Source organism: Microbispora sp. CL1-1, assembly GCF_012034195.1.
Lineage (GTDB): Bacteria > Actinomycetota > Actinomycetes > Streptosporangiales > Streptosporangiaceae > Microbispora.
On record NZ_JAATEK010000019.1, the window covers coordinates 39,639 to 62,757 of the forward strand.

The following is a 23,119-nucleotide window of genomic DNA, read 5'->3' on the forward strand; positions in this document are numbered from 1 at the left end:
GGAGACGTGAGCTTCGATGTTGTGATCACGGGTGGCCGCGTCGTGGACGGCACCGGAGCCCCCGCGTTCCGCGCCGACGTCGGTGTGCGCGGGGGCCGGGTCGAGGCGGTGGGCCGCCTCGGCCAGGCGGAGGCGGCGGTGCGGATCGACGCGGCGGGCAGGCTCGTGCTGCCGGGCCTGGTCGACTGCCACGCGCACGGCGACGCGGCCGTGTTCGACCCGCTCGTGCAGCAGGCCGCGCTGCGGCAGGGGGTCACGACGTTCGTGCTGGGGCAGGACGGGCTGTCGTTCGCCCCGGCGACCTCCCCGGCCGCCTTCACGTACGCGAGCCGCTACTTCGCGGCGGTCAACGGTCCCCACCCGCACGTGGACGGGCCGGTGAGCGTCGCCGGTCTGCTCGCCGGATATGACGGCGCGACCCCGCTCAACACCGTCTATCTGCTGCCGCACGCGACGATCCGGTTCGACGCGATGGGCCCGGCGGAGCGCGCCGCGGACGCGGACGAGCTGCGCGCCATGCTCCGCGCGGTCGAGACGGGCCTGGCCGAAGGGGCGGCCGGGCTGTCGTCGGGCCTGGAGTACGCCCCCGGCCGCTACGCCGACGCCGCCGAGCTGGCGGCGCTGTGCGCGCCGCTGGGCGACCTGCCGTACGTGACCCACATGCGCGCGTACGGCGCGTCCGCGGCGGTGGGGATGACGGAGGTCGTGGAGATCGCCCGGCGGTCCGGCGCGGCCGTGCACGTCTCGCATCTCCACGGCCCGGCCTCCACCCTGCTGCCGCTGGTCGAGGACGCCCGGCGGCAGGACGTCGACCTGACCTTCGACACCTACCCCTACCTGCGGGCCAGCACGATCCTGGCGATGGTGACGCTGCCGCCGTGGGTGCCCGCCGCCGACCCCGACCGCGCCGTGGCCATGTTGTCCGCGGAACGCGGCCGCCTCGCCCGGGAGTGGGCGGGACGCGACGACCTGTGGCCGCGCATCACGCTCTCGCACGCCCCCGGGTTCGAGTGGGCCGAGGGGATGACCCTGCCCGCCGCCGCGGCGGAGTTCGGCGCCGATCCCGCGGAGTTCTGCCGGATGCTGCTGGTGGAGACCCGGCTGCAGGCGGGTTGCGTGCAGGCCCGCCCCGACGAGGGCCCGGCGGGGGAGGAGTCGGTGCGCGCCGTCATGCGCGACCCCGGCCACACGGGCGGCTCCGACGGCATCTACGTGGGCGGCCATCCGCACCCGCGCGGCTTCGGGGCGTTCGCCCGCTATCTCGGCCGGCACGTACGCGAGCTCGGCGACCTCACCTGGGAACAGGCCGCCGTGCACCTGGCCTCGCACCCGGCGCGCCGCTTCCGGCTGCCCGACCGCGGTCTCGTACGGCGTGGCCAGGCCGCGGATCTGATCGTCGTCGACCCGGCGACGGTGGCCGACACCGCGACCTACGACCAGCCGCGCTCGCTCGCCGTGGGCGTGGACGACGTGCTCGTCGGCGGTGTGCCGGTGCTGCGCGGCGGCGAGCTCACCGGCGCCACCCCCGGCCGGGCGCTGCGCCCCGCCTGAACGAGCGGCCCGGACCTGCTCGGCCGGGACCCGGCGCAGCGTGACGGCGAAGTCGTCCACCGGCCCGCCACCGGGCGCGTCGATCAGCCGCTGCCGGTCGTCGGCGTGCCCAGGTCGGGGGATGATCACAGGTTCGTGCGTGCCTGTTCCACGTGCCGCGCGATGCCCAGGGCTCCGCTCGTCTCCGCCAGGACGGCCGCCTCGTCGAGCAGCCGCAGGGCGTCGTCACGGCGGCCCTCCGCGGCGGCGATGTAGGCCAGCCCGACCAGGTTGGCGGCGACCCCCGGATGGAAGCCGAGCTCCCGGCGCAGCCGGACCGACTCCTCCAGCCGTTCGCGCGCCGCCTCCAGCCGTCCCGCCTTGTGATCGGCGATGCCCAGGTGGCGCAGCGCGTAGGACATGGTCAGCTTGTCACCGGCCCCCGCCGCCAGCTCATGCGACCGCCGCAACGCGGGCCCGGCCGCCTCGTCGTCGTGCCGTACGACCTGGTGGAAGCAGCCGATCCAGAAGAGCGCCTCGCCCTCGCCGCGCGTGTCGCCGAGCCGCCGGAAGAGATCGGCCGCCCGCTCGAAGAGTTCGAGCTCGCGGGGGTCCTCCTCGTGGTGTTCGAGGAACCGCGCGTGGACGATCCGGCCGCGGGCCAGCGCGAGCCCGGCCTCGGCGGCGGCGATGTCCCGTCCCGATCCCCGCGTGGTCAGGTCGGCCTCCACCGCGTCCAGCTCGCGGTCGGCCTCGGCGAGAGCCGAGGCGTCGCCGCCGAAGACCGCCTGTTCATAGAGGGCAAGGGCCCGCTCGAGTCGCACGTCGCCGCTCATGGCCACCCCATCCCGATCATGGTGTGAGGGCGCGAGTCTACCCCCGAGACGGTGGTCCAGTACGATCCACAAGGTGGTCTGAACCGGACAACAAGGGGGGCGGCGTGGGTTTCACGGACGGCCTCCCGACGCGGCCCGCGGAGCCGGGGCTCCCGGAGATCGTCGTCGACGCGCGCACCCGCGGTTTCCTGTGGCCGGGCGAGCCGATCGGCGGACGGGAGTTCGCCGCGGCCCGGCACTCCCTGTTCGACGGCGCGTTCACCTGGCCGGTGATGACGGCCCGGCGCTCGGCCCTCGACCACAACATCGCGACGCTGGCGCGCTTCGCCGACCATCACGGGCTGGCCTTCGCGCCGCACGCCAAGACCACGATGTCGCCGCAGCTCGTGCGGGCCCAGCTCGACGCCGGGGCGTGGGGGGTCACCGCCGCCACGCCGGGCCAGGTGCTCGTCCACCGTTCCTTCGGCGTGCCGCGCGTGCTGCTGGCCAACGAGATCTTCGACCGCGGCGCGCTGCGCTGGCTGGCCGGCGAGATGGGGCGCTTCGACTTCCTCTGCTTCGCCGACTCGATCGAGGGCGTGCGCGTGCTCGACGAGATGGCCGGCGACGTCCCGTTCCGCGTGCTGGTCGAGCTGGGCCACCCGGGCGGCCGCACCGGCTGCCGCGACCACCACGAGCTGCTGGCGGTGGCCCGCGCGGTGCGGGAGGCCCGGGGGACCGAGCTGGCCGGGGTCGCCGGATATGAGGGGACCCACGACGAGGCCGCCGGGGTGCGCGGGTTCCTGCGCGACCTGGCCCTCGCGGCACGGACGCTCGCGCCGCAGGTGGCGGGGCCCATCGTGGTCTCCGCCGGGGGCAGCTCGTGGTTCGACCTGGTGGCCGAGGAGCTCGCGCCGCTGACCAAGGAGCCGGGCGCGACCGTGGTGCTGCGCAGCGGCGCCTACATCGCCCACGACGACGGCTACTACCGGGAGCACACGCCCTACAACCGGCTGGAGGGCGAGCTGCGGCCCGCGCTGGAGGTCTGGGCCCAGGTGCTGTCCGTGCCCGAGCCGGGTCTCGTGCTGGTCGGCATGGGCAAGCGGGACGTCCCCCACGACATCCACCTGCCGTTCCCCCGGGCCGTACGGCGGGGTGGCCGGGGTCCGGCCGAGCCGTTGACCGGGGTGACGGTCGTCAAGGTGCAGGACCAGCACGCCTATCTCGACGGCGACGCCGGGCTGCGCCCGGGAGACCTGGTGTCGTTCGGGCTGTCGCACCCGTGCACTGCCTTCGACAAATGGCGGGTCATCCCCGTGGTGGACGACGACGACGTCGTGATTGATTTGATCAACACGTGTTTCTGATGGAGCGGTGACAATGGCTGGCAAGCAGGAGATCCGTACGACGGCAGGGGCCGCGCCGGTCGGCGCGTACTCCCAGGGTCTCGTGGTGGGCGACTTCCTCTACACCTCCGGCATGGGGCCGCTCGACCCCGCGACCGGCGAGGTCGTGGGCGAGGACGTGGCCGCCCAGACCCACCGCACCATGCGCAACCTCGGGGCGGTGCTGGAGGCCCACGGCCTGACGTTCGACGACGTGGTGAAGGCGACGGTCCACCTGCAGAACCTCAAGGAGGACTTCGCCGCGTTCAACGAGGTCTACCAGTCCTACTTCACCCGGCCCTACCCGGTGCGCACCACGGTGGGCTCCGATCTCATGGACATCCTCGTCGAGATCGACTTCGTGGCGTACGCGGGCCGCTGACGATGGACAGCGCCCTGTACGTCTTCGTCGAGGACCTGCCCGCCGAGGGCGCGCGGGGGCTGCTCGACCGGGCCTCGGCGTACGGCGTGCGAGGCATCGCGGTGGCCGCGGCCTATCACCAGGCCAGGGACGTGACCCCGCACGGCGCGTCGCGCCTGACGCTGCGCCGCGACGGCGTCCACTTCCCGCCACCGGAGGACCTGTTCGACGGGCTGCGCCTGGCCCCGCCCGTGCAGCCCGGGGCGCAGGACCGGCCGCTCGACGAGCTGCGCCGCGCCTGCGAGGACCGGGGGATGCGGCTGCACGGCTGGACCGTGTTCCTGAACAACGCCACCCTCGGCCTGGCCCACCCCGACATCACGGTGGAGAACTGCTTCGGCGACCACGGCTCCCCGGCCGACCTGTGCCCCTCGCACCCCGACGTCCGGGCGTACGCGGTGGCGCTGGCCCGCGCCGTCGCCCGGCAGGGCGTGGACACGGTCGTCGCGGAGTCGCTGCACTTCGGGCCGTTCGCCTACGAGCGGTGCTTCGTGGCGCTCGGCCCGATGGACGCCTTCCTGTTCGGCCTGTGCTTCTGCGCCCACTGCATGCGCCGGGCCGCCGACCTCGGGGTGAACGCCGAGGTCGCCAGGCAGGAGTGCGCCAGGATCGTCGGGGGCGTGCTGGACGGCGATCCTCCCGCGGAGGGCGAGGTCACGCGGGCCGCGCTGACGGCGTACGCGGGCCCGGAGGCGGTGGCGTACGCACGGGCCCGCTCCGAGAGCGTCACCTCGCTGGTGGGCGAGGTCGCGGCGGCGGTGACGGCCGAGGGCGCGCGGCTGACGTTCCTGGACGGCACGGGCGCGGTCAAGGGCTACGCCCACGGGCTGCCCTCCGCCGGCCTGGCCGCGCACGACTCCTGGCAGCTCGGGATCGACCTGGTGGCGCTCGGCGACCTGGTCCCGTCGTTCGCGGTGCTCGGCTATGCCAGGGACCCGGCCCGGGTGGCCGACGACGTGGCGGCATACCGGCGCTCGGTCGGCAAGAACCCCGAGCTGCGGGTCGTGCTGCGCCCCGGCGCCCCGGACACCGACTCCGCCGACCGGCTCGCCGCCAAGGTGCGCGCGGCCCGTACGGCGGGGGCCGGGGCCGCCGACTTCTACGCCTACGGCCTGGCGCCCTTCGAGGCGCTCGGCCGCATCACCGAGGCGCTCGCCTGAACGCTCCGCACCGGCCCCGTCAGGTGCTCAAGGCGCTCGGCCGTCGAAGGCTCACCGGCGCGACGGGGTCGTGCAGGCGGCGGGCGGGCAGGTGACGTCCACGCGGGGTGGCATCGGTCAACCGGCCGTCATGCACGACGACCCGGCCCCCGACCATCACCGTCTCCGGGCGTCCCGTCACCCGCATGCCCTCGTAGGGGGTGTAGTCGGTGGCCATGTGCAGGTCGCCGGAAGTGATCGTCCACTCTGTCGTGGGGTCCCAGATGGCGATGTCGGCGTCGGCGCCCGGCAGCAGGGTGCCCTTGCGGGGATAGAGGCCGTTGGCGCGGGCGGGGTTGGCGGCGGTCAGTTCCACGAAACGCGTCGCGGGCAGGCCCATGCCGGCGACGTACGCGGAGAACACGACGGGCAGACGCGTCTCCACACCCGGCAGGCCGTTCGGCATCACCCGTACGTCGCCGCTGCGCGACCGCTTCTGCGCCGTGTCGTAACAGCAGTGGTCGCTGCCGATCGTGGTGATCTCTCCGGTGAACAGGTGCCGCCCGAGACGGCTCACGGCGTCGCGGGGCCGGAGCGGCGGGCAGCAGACGAACCGCTCCGGATGCTCCCCCTCGTACATCGTCTCGTCGAGCACGAGGTGGTGCGCCACCGACTCGGTGTAGGCGCGCAGGCCGCGCCGCCGCGCCGCCGCGACCAGCTCGACCGCCTCGGCGGTGGACTGGTGCACGAAGTAGACGGGAGCGCGCTGCGACTCGGCGATGGCGAGGATCTCGGCCACCGACGCCGTCTCGGCCAGTTCGGGGCGCGTGCCGGCCATGTCGGCGGCGCCGATTCGCCCATCGGCCGCGCAGTGGGCCTGGGTGTCCTCGATGATGTGGTTGGCCTCACAGTGGATCACCACCATGCCGCCGAGGTCGCGCAGGGTGGCCATGGTGCGCAGAATCGTGTCCGCGTCGGCCATGGTCTCGTTGCGGTACGTCGTGAACATCTTCACCGTGACGACGCCGTCGGCGACGAGCGCGCCGAGCTGGTCGGGGATGGTGTCGTCCCACTCGGTCACGCACGCGTGCAGGGCGCTGTCGCACAGGCCCTGCTCCGCCTTGGCGCGCTGCGCGTAGGCGGCGTCCGCGGGAGCCTGACCCGGGCGGGGGATCGCGAAGTCCACGATGGTGGTCGTGCCGCCGAAGACGGCCGCGGTCGTGCACTGCAGGTAGTCGTCGAGCGAGGTGAAGTCGCCGGAGGTGAAACCGACGTGGCAGTGGGGGTCGACGCCTCCCGGCATGACCAGACGCCCGGTCGCGTCGATCTCTTCCGGGGTGCCTGGTGCGGGGGCCCCGGGCTCGGCCAGCGCGAGCACCCGGCCCTCCGCCACGAACACGTCGGCCGGGCCGGACCATCCGGCCTCCACCACCGTCCCCCCGCGCACGACCAGGTCGACGGGCGCGTGCCCGCCGTCCGCGCCTGCTCCGGAACGTCCCGGGAACATCGAGGTCACCGTCTCATCTCCCTGATCATCTCGCCGTCGTCCTCGCGGCTCCGGCCTGGTCACGCGGTGCGGCCGGTGAGGTAGGCCCGCCAGCCGCCGGCGTCGCTGATGTCGATGACGCCGGGGGCGCCGAGCGCCTCGGCACGCATGCGCATCGACAGCGTGCCGCTGCCGTCGTCCAGTTCGATCACGCCGAGCTCCAGCTCCGGCGGCTCACCGGGGAGCAGGCGGTCGCGCAGGATCTCGTAGCTGACCTCGTACAGCTCGCCGGGGACGCTGCGTCCATCGGACGCCACCGGGTGCAGGCCCGGGAACTCGTCGCGGACGGAGTAGAAGCGGTAGCGGGGCGCGGTGGACGCGGGGCCCAGGAACACGGCCTCGCTCAGCGCGGGGCTGAGGCTGCCCCCCGACATCGCCTGGCCGTTCACGAACATGCGCAGCGGTTCCACTGCCTGTTCTCCCTTCTGCGGATGCGGGACGTAAGCCTTCGGAGGGGTCACGGCGCCGCCCGGTTCCCCCGGGCCCGGGCGCGTTCGGCGACGGGGTCCGGGATGGGGACGGCGTCCAGGAGCGCGCGGGTGTAGGGGTGGCGGGGTGAGCCGAAGATCTCACTCCGCGTGCCGATCTCGACCAGCGCGCCGTGCTCCATCACGGCCACCCGGTCGCACAGGTAGTGCACGACCGCCAGGTCGTGCGCGATGAACAGGATCGACAGGCCCAGACGCTCCCTGAGATCGCGGAACAGGTTGAGCACCTGGGCCTGCACGGAGACGTCCAGCGACGAGACGGGTTCGTCGCAGATCAGGAGCCGGGGGCCGACCGCGATCGCGCGCGCGATGGCGATGCGCTGCCGTTGCCCTCCGGAGAACGAGCGGGGGTGGCGGTCCAGATGCGCGGCCGACATGCCGACGGTCTCCAGCAGTTCGACGACGCGGTCGCGCCGCCGCCGCCGGTCCCGCTCCAGCCCGTGCACGAGGAGGGGCTCCCCGACGAGTGCCTCGACGGTCATGCGGGGGTTCAGCGACGAGTACGGGTCCTGGAACACCATCTGCATGTCCCGGCGCAGGTCGCGAAGCTCCCGCCGCCCCGCCCCCGGCACGTCGCGACCGGCGAGCAGCACCCGCCCGGAGTCGGGCCGGACCAGCCGGGCGACGCACCGCGCCGTGGTGGACTTGCCGGAACCGGACTCGCCGACGAGTCCCAGCACCTCGCCAGGGGCCAGGTCGAACGAGACCTCGTCGACGACGCGCCGCCCGCCGAAGCTCTTGACCAGCTTCTCGACCACGAGCAGCGGCGCGGCGGAGCCGTTCGGGTCGTGTGGCGAACGCGTCATCGTCCGTCCTCCCTCCGGTGTGCGCCGTCGGCCGGAGCGCCGGAGGCGTCGACGACGGCGAGGGGGCGCGCCGGGTCGTCGCCGATGCGGGGCACGGCGGCGAGCAGGGCGCGGGTGTAGGGGTGGCGAGGGCGGGCGTAGATGTCGTCGACGGGTCCCGTCTCGACCGCCTCCCCGTGGCGCATCACCACGACCCGGTCGGCGAACCCGGCCACGATGCCCAGATCGTGGGTGATCAGCAGCACCGACATGCCGCGCTCGTCGGCCAGCTCCCTGAGCAGTGCCAGCACCTGTGCCTGGACGCGCACGTCGAGCGCCGTGGTGGGCTCGTCGGCGATGAGCAACTCGGGTTCGGCGATGACGGCGATGGCGATCACCACACGCTGCCGCATGCCTCCGGAGAACTCGTGCGGGTAGTCGTCGAAGCGGCGCTCCGCGTCCCGCACGCCGAGCCGCGACAGCAGGTCGACGCCGCGCCGCCGGGCGACCCGCTTGGACACGCCCCGGATGACCAGCGGCTGGATGATCTGCCAGCCGATGGTCATGACCGGATTGAGCGCGGCCAGCGGATCCTGGAAGACGAGGCCGACCCGGGCGCCGCGCACCTGGCGCATCCGGCGAGGCGGCAGGGTGAGCAGGTCGGTGCCGTCCAGTTCGATCCGTCCGGAGAGCCGCGCGTCCGCGTCGAGCCGCAGGACGGACCGGGCGGTGACCGACTTGCCCGATCCTGACTCGCCCACGAGGGCGACCTTCTCCCGCCGCGCCACGTCGAGGTCGACCCCGTGCACCACTTCGACCGGCCCGTCAGGGGCGGGGAAGCTCACCCGCAGGTCGCGTATGGCCAGCAACGGAGTGTCCAGGGCGGCCTTGGCGTGCTTCATCGGGCCTTCCCTTCACGGATCGTCGGGTCGTTGCGCACGCGGAGCCAGTCGCCGACCAGGTTGAACGCGATCGCGGTGATCATGATCGCGAGACCGGGGAAGACGACGGCCCACCAGCCGTTGGTCAGGTTGTTGGCGGCGGCCGCGATCATCGCGCCCCACTCGGCGGACGGCACCTGCGCGCCCACGCCGACGAAGGACAGGCCGGAGATGACCAGCATCACCGCGGCGACGTCCAGCGTCGTCTGCACATACAGGGTGTCGAGCGCGTTCGGCAGGATGTGGCGGAACACCAGGCGGGCCCGGGTGACCCCGATCATGCGGGCGGCGTCCACATATTCGGCGTCCCGCACCTCCCGCACCAGCGTGCGGACAAGGCGTGCGTAGCCCGGCCACCACGTCGCGGCCAGGGCGATCACCGCCGAGTCGAGTCCCTGGCCCAGCGCGGCGGCCAGGCCGAGCGCCAGGATGATCGCGGGCAGGGACAGGCCGATGTCGCAGATGCGCATGAGCACCTCGTCGACCACCCGGCCCCCGAGCGCGGCGACCGTGCCCACCAGAGTCCCGATCAACGTCGCGGCGATGATCACCACCACGGTGGCGAGCAGCGTCACCCGGGCGCCGTACAGCACGCGGCTCAGGATGTCGCGGCCGTTGGCGTCGGTGCCGAACCAGTGCTCCGCGGAGGGAGCCCGGAGCGCGCTGCCGAGATCGACGGCGTAGGGGTCGTGCGGCGCCAGCAGCGGCCCGACGACGGCGATCACCACCATCAGCGCCGCGACGGCGATCGCCACACGCTCCAGCAGCGGTGAGCGCGGTGCGCGGCGCGCGGCGCGGGTCCACCGTCCTCCGGAGAGGCGGGCGGCGACGCCCGCGGGCGCTTCGCTGTATGCCATGTTCTGCCCGTTCTGTCCGTTCTGCCCGCTCATGGGGTGCCTCCCACAGTCGCGACGGGCTCGGCGCCGGCGACGGGGCCCGGGCCGGCGGGCGCGGATCCCCCGCCGGTCTGCCGGAGCCGCGGGTTGAGCCAGAGCTGGACGAGATCGACCGCGATGTTCGCCGCCACGAACACCACGCCGATCACCAGGACGGTGCCGATCACCGCGTACAGGTCGTTCTGCAGCACGGCGTTGACCGCGTACGCCCCGACGCCGGTGCGCCCGAAGATCGACTCGACCAGCACCGTGGAGCCCAGCATCCAGCCGAGCTGCATGCCGAGGATGGTGCTGGCCGGCACCAGCGCGTTGCGCAGCCCGTGCCGCACCACGACCCGGAACTCCGACGCGCCGGTGGCCCGGGCCAGCGTGATGTAGTCGGAGTCGAGCGCCCCGATCATCGAGGAGCGCACCGTGCGCGCGACCACGGCGATGAACGACGCGGCCAGTGTCACCGCGGGCAGCACCAGATGGGCCACCGCGTCGCCGAACGCCGGGAGATCGCCGCCGAGCAGGGCGTCGACCGTGGTCATCCCGGTGATCTCGGAGACCTCCCGGCCGAAGGCGAGCTGGCCGGTCAGGGGCAGCAGCCGCAGCCGTGCCGACAGCACGAGCTGGAGCATGAGGCCCAGCCAGAAGACCGGCACGGCGGCGCCCAGCATGGCGACGACGCGGGCCGCGAGATCGGCCGCCCGGCCGCGCCGGTAGGCGGCGTAGACGCCCAGCGGCACGGCCACGACGATGTTGATCGACATGGCGGCGAGCACCAGCTCCACCGACGACGGCAGGACCGCTGCGATGTCGTCGGTCACGGGACGCTGTGTGAACACCGAGGTGCCCAGGTCGCCGTGCAGCAGCCGGCCGATGTATCCGAGGAACTGGTCCCACAGCGGCCGGTCCAGCCCGAGCCGGACCCGGACCGCGGCCACCTGCTCGACGGTGGCGTTGCGCCCGGCCGCGGCGCGGGCGGGGTCGCCCGGCAGGACCTGCGTCATCAGGAACGTGACGACGGCCAGCCCGGCCAGCACCACGACGCTGGTGACGAGTCGTCTCAGCAGGAAACGGGCCACGTGGGCACCTCCCCTCTACGGTGATCCGCCGGCTCCGCCGGGTCAGCCGACCTTGATGCGGTAGACGTCCACGGTCTGGTGGTGCGAGGGGTCGTACCGGAAGCCGGTGACGCCCTTGCGGTAGACCGCGACGGTCTGCGGATTGGACAGGTTGATCGACGCGTAGTCGTCGGCGATGATGTGCTGCGCCTGCTTGTACAGCTCGCAGCGCTGACCCTCGTCGGTGAGCCGCTGCGCCTTCTCCACCAGTTCGTCGACCTTCGGGTTGTCGTAGCCCCCGTTGTTCTGACCCTTGTTGATGAACCTGGAGTCGAACATCAGGTACAGCACCGAGTCGGGGTCGGGGTACGGCGGGAAGGCGTAGATCATGCCGAGATCCGGCGTGGTCTTGTTGCTCTTCAGCATGTCCACGTACTGCGGGTAGGTGACCGCCTCGAGCTTCAGGTTCACGCCGATCTTGGAAAGCTCCGACTGCAGCAGCGTCGCCGCCTGCTCCATCTCCGCGGTGGCCTTGAGATAGGTCATGGTGAGCGACACGTTGCTCAGCCCCGCCCCGGCCAGGATGCTCCTGGCCTTGTCCAGGTCGTGACCGGGCTGGGTGACGGTGGAGTCGAAGCAGCTCATCGCGCTGGGCAGCACGCCGACGGCCTTCTTGCCCGCGCCCTTGAGGATGGCGGACACATGCTGGTCGTAGTCATAGGCGTAGGAGAGGGCCTCGCGCAGCGCCTTGTTCGCCACCGGCGAGTCCTTCATCTTGAAGAACACGTAGAGCTGCACGTTGGTGTCGGCCTTGTCGACCGTGAAGTTCGGGTCGCTCTCCATCGACGCCCAGTCGTTGGGGTCGATGTCCATCGCGATGTCGATGTCACCGCTGGTCAGGGCGCTCTTCTGCGTGGCCGCCTGGGCGAGGTAGCGGAACACCAGGTCCTTGGCCTGGGTGGTGAAGCCGCCCCAGTAGGCGTCGTGGCGGGTGAACCTGGCCTCCTGGTTGGGGCTGTAGGAGACCAGCTTGTACGGCCCCGATCCGGCGTCGTTGTTCGCCAGCCACTGCTGGCCGTCGTCGGAGCCGGCGTTGGCCTGGACCAGCGTGGAGTTGAGCAGGTAGACGCGGGTGAGTGCGGCCATGAACGGCGCGTACGCCTGCTTCAGCTTGATCGTCAGGTGGGTGTCGTCGGTGACGGTCGTGCTGTCGTAAGCCGTCACCAGCGACGCCACGCCGATGCCGAGCTTCTTGGCGCGGTCCAGGGTGAACTGCACGTCGGCGCTGGTCAGCTTGCTTCCGTCATGGAAGGTGATGTCGTCGCGCAGCGTCACGTCGATGGCGGTGCCGTCGCCGGAGACCTTCCACTCCTTGGCGGCGACCCCGGTGAGCCGGTTGTCGTCGTCGTACTTCACCAGGGTGTCGTAGGCGGGCCGGACGACCTCGTCGACGGTCGAGTTGTCGGCCTGGACCGGGTCGAAGGTGGCGGGCGGCTCGTTCTCGGCGATGACCAGCGTCTGCGCGCGGGCGGACGGAGCGCCGGAGGCGCCCGGCCCGCCGTCGGCGCCGCCGCCGCACGCCGCGAGGGCGAGCGCCCCCGCCAGTGCGACGGAGATCAGCCGCAGCGGACGAGCCGGGTTTCGAAACGGGCGGGCCTTCGGCCCGGAAACGGGGGGATGGGTGAGGTTCACGGGTCTTCTACCCTTCTTTCGTACGCCTGGAGACCTCGGTGGCGCGGGCGGTCCGGGCCGGGGTCGGCCGCCAGTCGCCCGGCCCGTTGACGATCACGCCGTACAGCCGTTCGGCGCTCTCGGCGGTGACGTAGCCGTCCAGCACATCGGCGACCACCGCCGCCGGGTCGCGGTCGAGCGGGTTGCCGTAGCCGCCCCCGCCGGCCGTGCGGTTGATGAAGCGGTCGCCCGCTTTCATGGCCGCGCGATACATGCCGACTCGCTTGGCCCGGTCGGTGCCCGGCCACAGCACCATCTCGCTCGGCTCGGGCTCGTGGCCGCCGTCCAGCGCCCACGGCCGGGTCTTGCTCTTCTTCTTCATCGACAGGACCTCGCCGTCGGCGAGGTAGCGGACCTGCCGCAGCACGCCCACGCCGCCCCGGAACTTCCCGGCGCCGCCGGAGTCGGGGATGAGCTCCAGCCGCTCGTGGAAGATCGTCGACTTGTGCTCGAGCACCTCGATCGGGGTGTTGCGCACCACGCTCTGGGACGGGTGCTGCTGGGCGTTGGCTCCGTCGTGGTCCCGGGTGGCGCCCCAGCCGATGCCCTCGTTGTTGCTGATCACGAAGTCGCGGCCGGTGCGCGGGTCGTGGCCGAGAGCCATGAACCCGGGCTCGTCACCGCCCGACGACGCCGGAATGGAGGCGATCACCCCCGCAAGCGCCTTGTGCAGCATCTCGAAGGCGACGATCGCGCTCCACTGGGTGAACGTCGCCGACGGGTAGACGGCGTGGAAGAAATTGCCCGGATCGGCTCTGACCTCAAGGTTGCGGAAGTGGCCGGCGTTGGTCGGCTCGTGCGGGCTGGTCAGCTCCTTCAATGTGGCCTTCGCCAGGCTCTCCGTGGAGCCGATCGGAAGGTTGACCGGCCCCAGAACCGCGCCGTCCGACCCGTTGAAGTCGACGATCATGCGGTCGCCGTCGATGGTGACCTTGACCTCCATGCGGATCAGGTCGTCGGTGATGCTGTCGTCGTCGCAGTACTCCACGGCGGTCCAGGTGCCGTCGGGCAGCGCGGCCACGCCCTTGCGGGACACTCGCTCGCCGTGCTCGATGATCTGCCGTACGGCCTGGTCGACGGTGTCCCCGCCGAACTTCTCCCACACCTGCGCGAGCCGGATCTCGCCCGTGCGCAGCGCCGCGAGCTGCGCGTGGAAGTCGCCGATGGTCAGGTCGGGCAGGCGAGAGTTGAACCGGACCAGCTCCAGGATGTCGTGCACGGGCTCGCCCCGGCTCACGATCTTCGTACCGGGGAAGATCAGGCCTTCCTGGTGCATGTCCGTGGAGTCGAGGACGTATCCCGGAGCCTTGGCGCCCAGGTCCATCCAGTGCGCCCGCACCGCGAGGTACGCCGCCGGGCCGTCCTTCCCGTCACGGAAGACCGGGGCGAACAGCATCGCGTCGTAGGAGTGCGCGCCGCTCCAGTAGGGGTAGTTGAGCAGGTAGACGTCGCCGGACGCCATGTTCTCCCGGCCGACGTACTCCACGCCCTTGCGGATCGCGTAGTCGTTCGCGCCGAGGAAGTGCGTGATCCCGGCGGCCTCCGCCATCAGTTCGAGCTCGCCGTTGTAGAGCGAGATGCCGAAGTCCAGCACCTCGTAGATGACCGGGTTGAAGGCCGCGCGGACCAGGGTGCGGCGCATCTGCTCGCCCACCGACACCAGGTAGTTGCGGATCACTTCGACCGTCGCGCCGTCCAGGCGTCCGGTGGTCGTCATCGGTCTTCCTCCTCGGGCGCGGGGGTGGCGGCGGTCACGATGAGCTGGCCGTACGGGTCCACGGCGAGGCGCTGGTCGCCGAAGATCACGGTGGTGGAGGTGCCCTCCTCGACGATGGCCGGGCCGTTCAGGGCGTGCCCGGGGCCGAGCGTGGCCCTGTCGTACACGGGGAAGGCGACGACCTCGCCGCTGGCCACGTCGAAGGCGGGGCGCTCGCCGGACGGGTCCGGCGTCGGCGTCTGCGCGGCCGGCAGCTCCGGCAGGCTCGGTTTGGCGAGCCGGCCCACCGCGCGCAGCCGCAGGGTGAGGATCTGCCCGGTGTCCGGCATGGCGTGGCCGTAGCGGGCCCGGTGCTGCTCGTTGAACCGGGCGAGCACGGTGGCCGCCGTGTCGCCGGGGAGCAGGTCGATGGGGAGCGTGTGCTCCTGGCCGTTGTAGCGGACGTCGAGCCGCCGCACCAGCAGCCGGTCCTCCGGCTTGACGCCCTGTGCGGACAGCACCTCGTCGCCCTGGGTCTCCAGCTCCGCGAACGCCGGCTCCAGCTCGCCCAGTGTCTCGTCCGTCAGCGGCCGCAGCACGGTGGTGGCGAACTCGTACTCCAGATCCGACATGAGCATTCCGAAGGCCGAGAACGCCGCCGGCACCTGTGGCACGATCACCTCGGCGATGCCCATCTCCCGGGCCAGCATCGGGCCGATCAGCGGCCCGGCGCCGCCGAAGGCGAGCAGCGCGAACTCGCGCGGGTCCAGCGCGCGCTCGACGGTGATCTCGCGGAGCGCGCCCACCGTGCGCGCCAGCAGCACCCGGAAGACGCTGGCCGCCGCCTCGGTCACGGTCACGCCGAGCGGCGCGGCCAGCTTCGTGGCGATCGCGTCGCGCGCGGCGTCGGCGTCGATCCGCATGTCCCCGCCGAGGAACGCCTCCGGGGCCAGGTAGCCGAGGGTCAGCGCGGCGTCGGTGAGGGTCGGCTCGGTGCCGCCCGCGCCGTACGCCACGGGGCCCGGCACCGCGCCCGCGCTGTGGGGGCCCACCTTGAGCAGGCCCTCGTCGATCCAGGCGATGGACCCACCGCCCGCGCCCACCGTGCGGATGTCGAAGATGGGGATGAGCAGCGGGAACCCGTCGATGGACGCCTCGTGGACCTCGCCCGGCGTGCCGTTCTCGATCACGCAGCAGTCGACGCTCGTGCCGCCCACGTCGAACGAGATGAGTTTCCTGCCGTTCAGCTCGCGGGACAGATAGGACGCGCCGACGACGCCCCCGGCCGGGCCGGACAGCACCGTCATGAGCGGCGCCCGGCGGGCCAGCTCCGCTGTCATCGCGCCGCCGCCCGACCGCATGATGTGCAGCGGACGGGTCAGCCCGGCCGCCTCGAGCCGCGTCTCCAGAGTGCCGATGTAGTCGCTGAGCACCGGACGGATGTAGGCGTCCAGGGTGACCGTGCTGGTCCGTTCGTACTCGCGGTACTCGCGGGTGATGTCGGTGGACACCGACACCGACACGTCCGGATACGCCTCCCGGAGGATCCGGGCGGTTCGCCGCTCGTGCTCGGGGTTGGCGTAGGAGTGCAGGTAGCACACGGCGATCGACCGCAGGCCCTGCTCCTCGACCAGGATCCGGCCCGCCTCGCGCACCGCGTCCTCGTCCAGGTCCTCGACGACCTGGCCCTGCGCGTCGATCCTGCCGGGGACGCCGAGACGGCGGCGACGCGGGACGAGCGGCGGCGGCGGAGCGTAGGAGAAGTCGTACATGGAATGCCCGGGCACGTTGGCGCGGGCGATCTCCAGCAGGTCGCGGAAGCCCTCGTTGGTGATGATCCCGACATCCGCGCCGCGGCGCTGCAGGATCGCGTTCAGACCCAGCGTGGTGCCGTGCACGAACGCCTCGACCTCGGTGAGCGCCGCGCCGGGGGCGTCGTCGCCGGCGGGCATCAGGCCGCCCACGGCGTCGAGCACGCCCCGGGCCGGGGCGTCGGGGGTAGTGGGGGCCTTGTGCAGCCGTAGCGTGCCGTTCGCCTCGTCGAAGGCGAGCGCGTCGACGAACGTGCCGCCGATGTCCACGGCGAGCCGAACACGGCCGGCGGGGGAACTCATGCCTGACTCCTTCTGTCCAGGGGAACGTGGCTGGGGCGCCGGTCGCGACGCCGGGGGTTCATGAGGCGCCGCCGGTCGTGCCGTCGTCTGGGCCGGCCGCCGGCAGGTCGTCGCGGACGACACGTCCGGCCTGCATGACCAGCGGGATCCGGCGCAGCGCGGAGACATCGGCCAGCGGGTCGGCCTCCGTGACGATGAGGTCGGCGACGTGGCCCTCCTCGACCGCTCCCACCTCGCCCGCCAGGCCGACCAGGCGGGCCGCGTCGAGGGTCCCCGACCGCACGGCCTGGGCCGGGGACAGCCCGGCCTCGGCCAGGAACTCCATCTCCCGTACGGCCACCACCGTGTCCTCGATGGGCTCGCCCGGCGGGTAGTCGGTCCCGGCCAGGAAGGTGATCCCCGGAGCCTCCGGGTCCGCCGGATCGGCCACGCCCGCCGCGATCGCCCGGCGGATGCTGGCGAGGTGGCCGGGCCCGGTCTCCATCGCCTTCTCGATCTGCCAGGGGGTGAACTCGTGCTCGGCCATCCAGTCGGGGCAGCGGGTGACGCACAGCGTCGGCGTCAGGAACACCCGCCGCGCCGCCATCTCCTTGGCCGTTGCGTCGTCGAGGTCGTAGGCGTGCTCATAGCTGCGCACTCCGGCCGCCATCGCCTCCCTGATGGCGGCCCCGGCCCCCGCGTGCGCGACCACGTACGTGCCGTGCTCGTCGGCGGCCCGCACCACGGCGCGCATCTCCTCCACCGTCATCTGCGCGCCCGCGAACGATTCGCCCTGATGGGCGATGCCGCCGGTAATGAAGATCTTGATGTGGTCGGCTCCGGCGTCCAGTTCCTCCCGCGCGGCCCGGAGGAAGGCGTCGTGCCCGTCGGCGTAAGAACAACCGCCGCCCTTGCCGTGACCACCCGTGGTGGAGATCGCCCGGCCCGCACCGACGATACGCGGCGCGTCCACCCAGCCCTCCCGGGCCGCCGTACGGACCAGCAGGTCGGCCCGCGACTGCTCGTGCACGCAGCGGATGGTGGTGACACCCGCCCACAGCGCGTCCTGGGCGCGGGACAGCGCCCGGAGGGCGGTCAGCCCGGGGTTTTCGGCCTCGTCGTTGGCCGAGAAGGGATAGACGACCGACAGATGGGTGTGCACGGAGATCAGGCCCGGCATCAGATAGCGGCCGTTCAGCGCGATCTCCGTGGCGCCGGGCGGCGGCGCCTCGGCGGTGATCCGCTCGATCCGGCCCTCGGTGACCGCCACGTTCGTGTCGCGCCGCACCCGGCCGTTCCGCACGTCCACGACGTGCCCGCCGGTCAGCCACACGGTGCCGGAAGCGGGCCGCCCCTTGGTCTGGCCGGCCGTCGCCGCGACCAGGTTTCTCCTCGGAAGCGTTGTCAGCACTGGGTGTTCCTCTCTTCCTGGTGGTCGGCCTGGTGGTCGGCGTGGTCCATGAGACGGCCGGGACCGAGGTCGGCGATGTCCACAGGTGGTGGCTTGCTCTCCGCGAGACAACGGAGCGTCTCCCCCCACAGGGGGGCGAAGGTGAAGGCATAGGTCCCGCCGGCGACGAGAAAACCGGGCAGCCCGGGAACTTCGCCGATCAGCGGCATCTCGTCGGGTGTGGCCGCGAGCGGCCCGGCCCACATGCGGAGCAACCGCAGGTCCGCGAGGAACGGCAGCACCCGCGCGGCGAGCCGGACGTTGCCGTGCAGGCTGGCCAGGCTCGGCAGGCTCCGGCCCTCCAGGTCGAGAGTCCGGGCGGGCCAGCCGCCGCCGATGAGCAGGTTACCCGCCGCCACCTGTTTGACCGACAGGCCCTCACCGATGTGTTGCACCAGGTGAGGCAGGATGGGCGGCAGCCGCACCGTGGAGTGCATCTGGATCGCGACCGGCGACATCCGCAGCGCGGCCCCGGCCATGGCGGCCACCCGGCCCAGCCAGGGCCCGGCGGTGTCGACGACCACCGGGGTGTCCACGACAAGCCCGCCGTCCCGCCCCGCGGTGACCCGCCAGCCCTCGCGGTGGCGGTCGATGCGCCGGACGGGGGAGTACGGATGCGTCCGCGCGCCGCTCCGCGCGGCGGAGGAGAGGTAGGCCGGGGTCACCTTCAGCGGGTTGGCGTAGCCGTCGAGAGCGCACCAGGTGGCGGCGATCACGGTGGGGCCGAGCTGGGGGAGCGCTGCCCTCGCGGCGTCGCCGTCGAGGACCTCGGTCGGGATGCCCGCGCCGGTCTCCCACGCGTGCTTCTCGACCAGTTCGGCGTGCTGCCCGGGGGTCTCGGCCACGGTGAAGCCACCGCTGCGGCGCAACTCGACCGAGGCGCCCAGCTCCTCCTCCAGCGTTTCCCATCGCTCGCTCGCGGCTCGCTGCAGCGGCAGGAAGCGCGCGTTGTCGAGCGGCACCTCCTGCCCGGGCCGCTGTGAGTGCACGGCCTGGATGTGCAGGTTGCCGGCCGTGGTCCCGGACCCCTCGCGCCCGGGGGCGCCGCGTTCGAGGATCACGACCCGGTGCCCGGCCCGGGCCAGGTGATGAGCCGCGGCGGCGCCGAGCACGCCGGCTCCCACGATCACCGCGTCCGCGGTCAGCACGCCGCTCATGGCCGTTCCTCCTGGGGGGTGGCGGGCCCGAGGGCGTCCGGAGAGGCCCCCGGGGTCGTCTTTGGGGTCGTCTCCGGGGTCGTCTCCGTGGCGAGCAACGCCCTGAGCGGGATCGGCCGGATCGGCGTGCGCGCCGGGAAGACGTTCGCATCGGTGGTCCGGCCGGCGACGGAGCGCACCAGCGCGGCCACGGCCACGCCGCACTCCCGGCCCTGGCACGGGCCCATGCCCGCGCGGGTGCGCGCCTTGACCGCGTTCACATCCACAGGGGCGGGGACTTCGGCCTCCCCGGCCACGGCCCGGATCTCACGCGCGGTCACGGCCTCGCAGCGGCAGATCATCGTGTCGCCGGGGAGCGGGGGGACCAGGGAGGACGTCAGCCGGGCCGGGCTCGGGAAGAGCCGCCCGGTGAGCTCGGTGAAGCGGGCCAGGCCGCGTAGCGCGGCGCCCGCCCGGAGCAGGTCGCGCCGCGCCGGGGGACGGCCCTCCCGGATGAGGATGTCGAAGGCCGCGAGCAGGCCGCGGGCGCGGGCGGTGGGCGCGCCGCCGATGCCGGCGGCCTCTCCGATCACGTAGACGCCGGGTCGCGAGGTTCGCCCGCGCGGGTCCGTGACCGGCGTGGCGTCGCCGGTCACGGCGTCGGTGCGCACGTCGCACCCGAGCATGCGGGCCAGATCGGTCTGGGGACGGAAGCCGTACCCGACGCAGAGCGCGTCGACGAGGAAGGTGCGTGCCGCCGCCGGGTCGCCGACGGCGGCGACCGTGACCGAGGAGACCCTGTCGGTCCCCTCGGCGCGGACCACGGAGTGGCCCTGCCAGATCGGCACCCGGGCGCGGGCCAGTCGCGTGACGTACCCGGCCAGCTCGCGCAGGCGTGCCGGGTGACGCAGCGCGCCGAGCGCCGCGGGCCGGGGCCGGTACGGCGTGCCGGCCTCGGCGACGCCGACGACGGTCACCCCGAGATCGACGAGGGAGCAGGCGACCGGAAGCAGGAACGGGCCCGATCCCGCCACAAGGACCCGCTCACCGATCGGCGTGTGCTCGCTCGCGGCGAGGTGCTGCGCGAAACCGGGGGTGGCGACCCCGGGAAGCTGCCAGCCGGGGAAGGGCAGGACCCGCTCGTAGGCGCCGGTCGCGATGATCAGGTAACGCCCGCGCAGCCGGACGGGACGTCCTTCCCCGTCCACCGCGAGAAGGGTGCGCCCGTCGTCGTCCACGCCCCAGACGGTGTGCCTCGTCCGGCACTCGGCCCCTGCCGCGCGCACCCGTTCGACGAGCGCGCCGCCTTCGGGCCGGTGGTCTCCCCACCGCTCGGCGACCGCGGGCGCGGGCCTGCGGTAGTACTGCCCGCCGAGCTCGGGCTGCTCGTCGACGAGGGTCACGGTGAGCCCGGCCGCCGCGAGCCGCTCGGCCGCGCTGAGCCCGGCCGGCCCGCCGCCCACGATCAGGACGTCCCTGGTCACCGTCTCGGGGGCGCCGGATGGCTCGTTCCAATGATCAGCGGTCACCGTCGTCGCCTCCGCCGGTGCCGACCCGCATACCGGGACGCACCCGGGTCAGGCAGGCACGCACTCCCGCCCGGTCGTCGATCGTCACCTCGCACTCCAGGCACACCCCCATCCCGCAGAAGGGCCCGCGGGGCTCCCTGCTGACGGGGTTGCGGCGCAGCGTCCAACGGCCGTCGCCGACGAGGGCGGCCGCGACGCTGACGCCGTCCACGACGGTGAGCGGACGCCCGTCCACCGTGATCGTCGCGGTCCGCGGAGGTGTGCCCGTCCCGGTCCGTGTCATCGCCGCGCCTCCGTTCCGTCCTCCGCCTCCAGGGCGCTCACCAGCCCGGACTCCCGCAGCACGGCGCCGATGGCGCTGATCACGTCGTCGTCGGCGATCTCCAGGAGCGGCGGCCGTACGTGCCCGCCGGGCTGGCCGAGGATCGCCATGGCCGCCTTGAGCTGGGAGATCGGCGAGGCGTAGACGCCGCTGTAGTCGGGGTTGATCAGCCGCGAGGAGAGCGCCGCGTACCGGTCGGCCCAGACGCGCGCGGTCTCGCGGTCGCCCTTGCGCACGGCCTCGTAGAAGGGGACGGCGAACGGTGCGCCGATGCCCCCGCCGTCGATGTTGCCGTCGCCGCCGATCTCCATCAGCACGGCGAGGCCGCGCCGGTGCAGGAAGCTGCCGAAGACGCGGACGCGGTCGGCGACGGCCTCGACCGTCCCCAGCATCCGCAGCCAGTCGCCGGTGCTGTCCTTGATGGCCACCACCCGATCGAGATCGGCGAGGCGCTCCGCCAGCCCGGGGTGCGCCGAGATGTCGACGGCGACTCCGCGCGGCCAGTTGTAGACCATGAACGGCAGCTCCGTCGCCGTGCTGACCTCGGCGTAGAAGGCGTGGATCTCGGCCGCTCCGAGGTGCGCGTACGGCGGCGGCGTGGCGAGCACGCCGTCGGCCCCGGCGGCTTCGGCGTGCCGTGCGAGCTCGGCGGCCTCGGCGGCGGTGTAGGCGGTGACCCCGACGACCACGGGGATCCGGCCGGACAGCTCGGACGCCGCGATCTCGGCGACACGCCTGCGCTCCGCGGGGCTCTGGCTGAACCACTCGCCGGTGCTCCCGTTGACCAGCACGCCGTGCACGCCCTGACGGACGTAGAGCCGCAGCAGCGCGCGCAGCGCGTCCTCGTCCAGCTCACCGGAGGAGGTGAAGGGAGTGGGAGCGGCCGGCCAGTAACCGTGCCAGTCGACGTCGTCGCGATCCATGAAACGTCCCCGGTGTGTCCACTCGTGACCCCTGCTGTGGGATCGGTTGCACTACGTTCCATCAAGACTACGGTTTTGGTCAAGACCCGAAATGAGGTTTTAACCCAGAAGGTTTTCTCGGGAAACGTGCGATCGGCGGCGTTCCGGTTTGGCACAATGGTCATCGCATGGGATCGATCCCAGGAACGGAGCACTCTATTGATCACCTTGAAGGACGTCGCGGCCGAGGCCGGGGTGTCCAGGAGCACGGCTTCGCGTGCCTTGAGCGGCAGTCCGCTGATCTCGCCGCAGACGCGGACCGCCGTAGTCGAGGCGGCGCGCAGGCTGGGTTACGAGCCCAACCGGATCGCCAGCGCCCTGCGGTCGAAGCAGTCGCACCTCATCGGCATCGTCCTCAACAACCTGATCAACGCTTCGTTCCACACGATCGTCGAGGTGGTGCAGCGCCGGGCGGCCACGGAGGGTTACCAGGTGATGCTGTGCATCACCGACAGCGACGCCGGGCGCGAGGAGTCGTTCCTGCGCGTGCTCGCCTCCCACGGCGTCGACGGACTCATCGTGATCGGCACGGGCAAGAACGCCGCCACGTCCAACGCCCTGCTGTCGAACGGGGTGGGGGTGGTGAACGTCATCCGCGCGGCCGCCGACAGCGCGGCCCCGTCAGTGCTCGCCTCCGATAGGGAGGGCGCGTACGAGGCCACGCGCCACCTGCTCGACCTCGGCCACGAACGCATCGGCTTCATCGGCGGCGTGCTCACGACCAACTCCGGACGGGAACGGTTCGCCGGCTATGAGCAGGCGCTTGTCGAGCGGGGGATCGCGGTCGACGAGGGGCTCGTCGAGCGAGGCCCGTTCGACCCGGGCTTCGGCACCGAGGCGGTCGTCCGGTTGCTGGATCGCGAGCCTCGGATGACGGCGCTGTTCGCGGCGAACCACGAGGCGGTGTTCGGCGTCCTCCCGGCGCTGGTCAACGCCGGGGTTCGCCTTCCCGACGACCTGTCGCTGATCTGTCACGAGGACATGCCCTGGCTGCGCTGCTGGCAGCCGGCGATCACGGTGGTCGACAACGGCGCCCGGGAGCTCGGTGAGCTCGCCATGGACCTGCTGCTGCAGCAGATCGAGCGCGGCGACGGCCCGGCGTCGGATTCCGCGAACGGACGCGCGGGCCGCACCTACCGCGTCGGGGCCCAGCTCGTCAGGCGGGAGTCGTGCGCCCCCGTCGTCTCGTGAGCTCAGGCGTCTCG

At 72.7% G+C, this 23,119-nt stretch carries 20 protein-coding genes; 5 read left to right on the forward strand and 15 right to left on the reverse strand.

The window, feature by feature from the left end; all coding sequences use genetic code 11:
• Nucleotides 1-6: 6 nt before the first annotated feature.
• Nucleotides 7-1,551 (forward strand): amidohydrolase family protein, encoded by a 1,545-nt coding sequence (locus HCK04_RS22070; protein ID WP_142649271.1) that lies wholly within the window; start codon nucleotides 7-9, stop codon nucleotides 1,549-1,551.
• A gap of 125 nt (nucleotides 1,552-1,676) precedes the next feature.
• Here HCK04_RS22070 and HCK04_RS22075 read toward each other — a convergent pair whose 3' ends face one another.
• A complete protein-coding gene (locus tag HCK04_RS22075; protein WP_142649272.1) occupies nucleotides 1,677-2,366 on the reverse strand; it encodes a tetratricopeptide repeat protein in 690 nt (229 codons plus the stop codon).
• 104 nt (nucleotides 2,367-2,470) lie between these two features.
• Here HCK04_RS22075 and HCK04_RS22080 point away from each other — a divergent pair, with 104 nt between their 5' ends.
• Genes HCK04_RS22080 through HCK04_RS22090 form a run of 3 tightly spaced genes read left to right on the forward strand, consistent with a single transcriptional unit; the run spans nucleotide 2,471 to nucleotide 5,311 of the window.
• Nucleotides 2,471-3,712 carry an alanine racemase gene (locus tag HCK04_RS22080; RefSeq protein WP_142649273.1) on the forward strand — a complete coding sequence of 414 codons (1,242 nt, stop codon included), beginning with the start codon at nucleotides 2,471-2,473 and terminating at the stop codon, nucleotides 3,710-3,712.
• Nucleotides 3,713-3,725: 13 nt separating this feature from the next.
• Nucleotides 3,726-4,112: a Rid family detoxifying hydrolase gene (locus HCK04_RS22085; RefSeq protein WP_142649274.1), complete on the forward strand. Its 387-nt coding sequence runs from the start codon at nucleotides 3,726-3,728 to the stop codon at nucleotides 4,110-4,112.
• 2 nt (nucleotides 4,113-4,114) lie between these two features.
• Nucleotides 4,115-5,311, forward strand: coding sequence for a hypothetical protein (locus tag HCK04_RS22090; protein WP_142649275.1), 1,197 nt, complete (start codon nucleotides 4,115-4,117; stop codon nucleotides 5,309-5,311).
• A 19-nt stretch (nucleotides 5,312-5,330) separates the two neighbouring features.
• Here the strand turns inward: HCK04_RS22090 and hydA are convergent, their stop codons facing one another.
• From hydA to HCK04_RS22160, 14 genes are read right to left on the reverse strand one after another with little or no spacing between them, the layout of a single operon-like run.
• Nucleotides 5,331-6,797: a dihydropyrimidinase gene (gene hydA, locus HCK04_RS22095; protein WP_142649347.1), complete on the reverse strand. Its 1,467-nt coding sequence runs from the start codon at nucleotides 6,795-6,797 to the stop codon at nucleotides 5,331-5,333.
• Between the two features lie 59 nt (nucleotides 6,798-6,856).
• Nucleotides 6,857-7,246 carry a gamma-glutamylcyclotransferase gene (locus HCK04_RS22100; protein ID WP_142649276.1) on the reverse strand — a complete coding sequence of 130 codons (390 nt, stop codon included), beginning with the start codon at nucleotides 7,244-7,246 and terminating at the stop codon, nucleotides 6,857-6,859.
• A gap of 47 nt (nucleotides 7,247-7,293) precedes the next feature.
• Complete coding sequence (locus HCK04_RS22105) at nucleotides 7,294-8,130, reverse strand: ATP-binding cassette domain-containing protein (RefSeq protein WP_142649277.1); 837 nt, start codon at nucleotides 8,128-8,130, stop codon at nucleotides 7,294-7,296.
• Complete coding sequence (locus tag HCK04_RS22110; protein ID WP_142649278.1) at nucleotides 8,127-9,011, reverse strand: ABC transporter ATP-binding protein; 885 nt, start codon at nucleotides 9,009-9,011, stop codon at nucleotides 8,127-8,129. Before HCK04_RS22110 ends, HCK04_RS22105 begins: the two co-directional genes overlap by 4 nt.
• Nucleotides 9,008-9,940, reverse strand: a complete 933-nt coding sequence (locus HCK04_RS22115) for an ABC transporter permease (RefSeq protein WP_205830572.1) — start codon at nucleotides 9,938-9,940, stop codon at nucleotides 9,008-9,010. Before HCK04_RS22115 ends, HCK04_RS22110 begins: the two co-directional genes overlap by 4 nt.
• Nucleotides 9,937-11,016, reverse strand: coding sequence for an ABC transporter permease (locus HCK04_RS22120; protein WP_142649279.1), 1,080 nt, complete (start codon nucleotides 11,014-11,016; stop codon nucleotides 9,937-9,939). Before HCK04_RS22120 ends, HCK04_RS22115 begins: the two co-directional genes overlap by 4 nt.
• Before the next feature lie 42 nt (nucleotides 11,017-11,058).
• Nucleotides 11,059-12,687 carry an ABC transporter substrate-binding protein gene (locus tag HCK04_RS22125; protein ID WP_142649280.1) on the reverse strand — a complete coding sequence of 543 codons (1,629 nt, stop codon included), beginning with the start codon at nucleotides 12,685-12,687 and terminating at the stop codon, nucleotides 11,059-11,061.
• A 7-nt stretch (nucleotides 12,688-12,694) separates the two neighbouring features.
• The gene (locus HCK04_RS22130; protein WP_142649281.1) at nucleotides 12,695-14,443 is read right to left on the reverse strand and encodes a hydantoinase B/oxoprolinase family protein; all 1,749 of its coding nucleotides are present in this window, start codon (nucleotides 14,441-14,443) and stop codon (nucleotides 12,695-12,697) included.
• Nucleotides 14,440-16,536, reverse strand: a complete 2,097-nt coding sequence (locus HCK04_RS22135) for a hydantoinase/oxoprolinase family protein (protein ID WP_142649282.1) — start codon at nucleotides 16,534-16,536, stop codon at nucleotides 14,440-14,442. Before HCK04_RS22135 ends, HCK04_RS22130 begins: the two co-directional genes overlap by 4 nt.
• Before the next feature lie 58 nt (nucleotides 16,537-16,594).
• Entirely contained in the window at nucleotides 16,595-17,926 is a 1,332-nt protein-coding gene (locus HCK04_RS22140; protein ID WP_142649283.1) for an amidohydrolase family protein, read from the reverse strand.
• Complete coding sequence (locus tag HCK04_RS22145) at nucleotides 17,920-19,122, reverse strand: FAD-binding oxidoreductase (protein WP_142649284.1); 1,203 nt, start codon at nucleotides 19,120-19,122, stop codon at nucleotides 17,920-17,922. Before HCK04_RS22145 ends, HCK04_RS22140 begins: the two co-directional genes overlap by 7 nt.
• The gene (locus HCK04_RS22150; RefSeq protein WP_142649285.1) at nucleotides 19,119-20,630 is read right to left on the reverse strand and encodes an FAD-dependent oxidoreductase; all 1,512 of its coding nucleotides are present in this window, start codon (nucleotides 20,628-20,630) and stop codon (nucleotides 19,119-19,121) included. Before HCK04_RS22150 ends, HCK04_RS22145 begins: the two co-directional genes overlap by 4 nt.
• Nucleotides 20,620-20,913, reverse strand: coding sequence for a (2Fe-2S)-binding protein (locus HCK04_RS22155; RefSeq protein WP_142649286.1), 294 nt, complete (start codon nucleotides 20,911-20,913; stop codon nucleotides 20,620-20,622). The genes HCK04_RS22150 and HCK04_RS22155 overlap by 11 nt, the downstream gene beginning before the upstream one ends.
• Complete coding sequence (locus HCK04_RS22160) at nucleotides 20,910-21,875, reverse strand: dihydrodipicolinate synthase family protein (protein ID WP_142649287.1); 966 nt, start codon at nucleotides 21,873-21,875, stop codon at nucleotides 20,910-20,912. Before HCK04_RS22160 ends, HCK04_RS22155 begins: the two co-directional genes overlap by 4 nt.
• A 198-nt stretch (nucleotides 21,876-22,073) precedes the next feature.
• On the opposite strand from HCK04_RS22160, the gene HCK04_RS22165 reads away from it, so the two are divergent.
• Nucleotides 22,074-23,105 carry a LacI family DNA-binding transcriptional regulator gene (locus tag HCK04_RS22165; RefSeq protein WP_205830573.1) on the forward strand — a complete coding sequence of 344 codons (1,032 nt, stop codon included), beginning with the start codon at nucleotides 22,074-22,076 and terminating at the stop codon, nucleotides 23,103-23,105.
• Nucleotides 23,106-23,119: the final 14 nt, after the last annotated feature.

What these genes read in the sequence shown, in the direction of transcription:
- HCK04_RS22075 (WP_142649272.1), bottom strand. Translation starts at nt 2,366, where the DNA reads ATGAGCGGCGACGTGCGACTCGAGCGGGCCCTTGCCCTCTATGAACAG.
- HCK04_RS22085 (WP_142649274.1), top strand. Translation starts at nt 3,726, where the DNA reads ATGGCTGGCAAGCAGGAGATCCGTACGACGGCAGGGGCCGCGCCGGTC.
- HCK04_RS22090 (WP_142649275.1), top strand. Translation starts at nt 4,115, where the DNA reads ATGGACAGCGCCCTGTACGTCTTCGTCGAGGACCTGCCCGCCGAGGGC.
- hydA (WP_142649347.1), bottom strand. Translation starts at nt 6,797, where the DNA reads ATGTTCCCGGGACGTTCCGGAGCAGGCGCGGACGGCGGGCACGCGCCC.
- HCK04_RS22105 (WP_142649277.1), bottom strand. Translation starts at nt 8,130, where the DNA reads ATGACGCGTTCGCCACACGACCCGAACGGCTCCGCCGCGCCGCTGCTC.
- HCK04_RS22110 (WP_142649278.1), bottom strand. Translation starts at nt 9,011, where the DNA reads ATGAAGCACGCCAAGGCCGCCCTGGACACTCCGTTGCTGGCCATACGC.
- HCK04_RS22115 (WP_205830572.1), bottom strand. Translation starts at nt 9,940, where the DNA reads ATGAGCGGGCAGAACGGACAGAACGGGCAGAACATGGCATACAGCGAA.
- HCK04_RS22130 (WP_142649281.1), bottom strand. Translation starts at nt 14,443, where the DNA reads ATGACGACCACCGGACGCCTGGACGGCGCGACGGTCGAAGTGATCCGC.
- HCK04_RS22135 (WP_142649282.1), bottom strand. Translation starts at nt 16,536, where the DNA reads ATGAGTTCCCCCGCCGGCCGTGTTCGGCTCGCCGTGGACATCGGCGGC.
- HCK04_RS22145 (WP_142649284.1), bottom strand. Translation starts at nt 19,122, where the DNA reads ATGAGCGGCGTGCTGACCGCGGACGCGGTGATCGTGGGAGCCGGCGTG.
- HCK04_RS22155 (WP_142649286.1), bottom strand. Translation starts at nt 20,913, where the DNA reads ATGACACGGACCGGGACGGGCACACCTCCGCGGACCGCGACGATCACG.
- HCK04_RS22160 (WP_142649287.1), bottom strand. Translation starts at nt 21,875, where the DNA reads ATGGATCGCGACGACGTCGACTGGCACGGTTACTGGCCGGCCGCTCCC.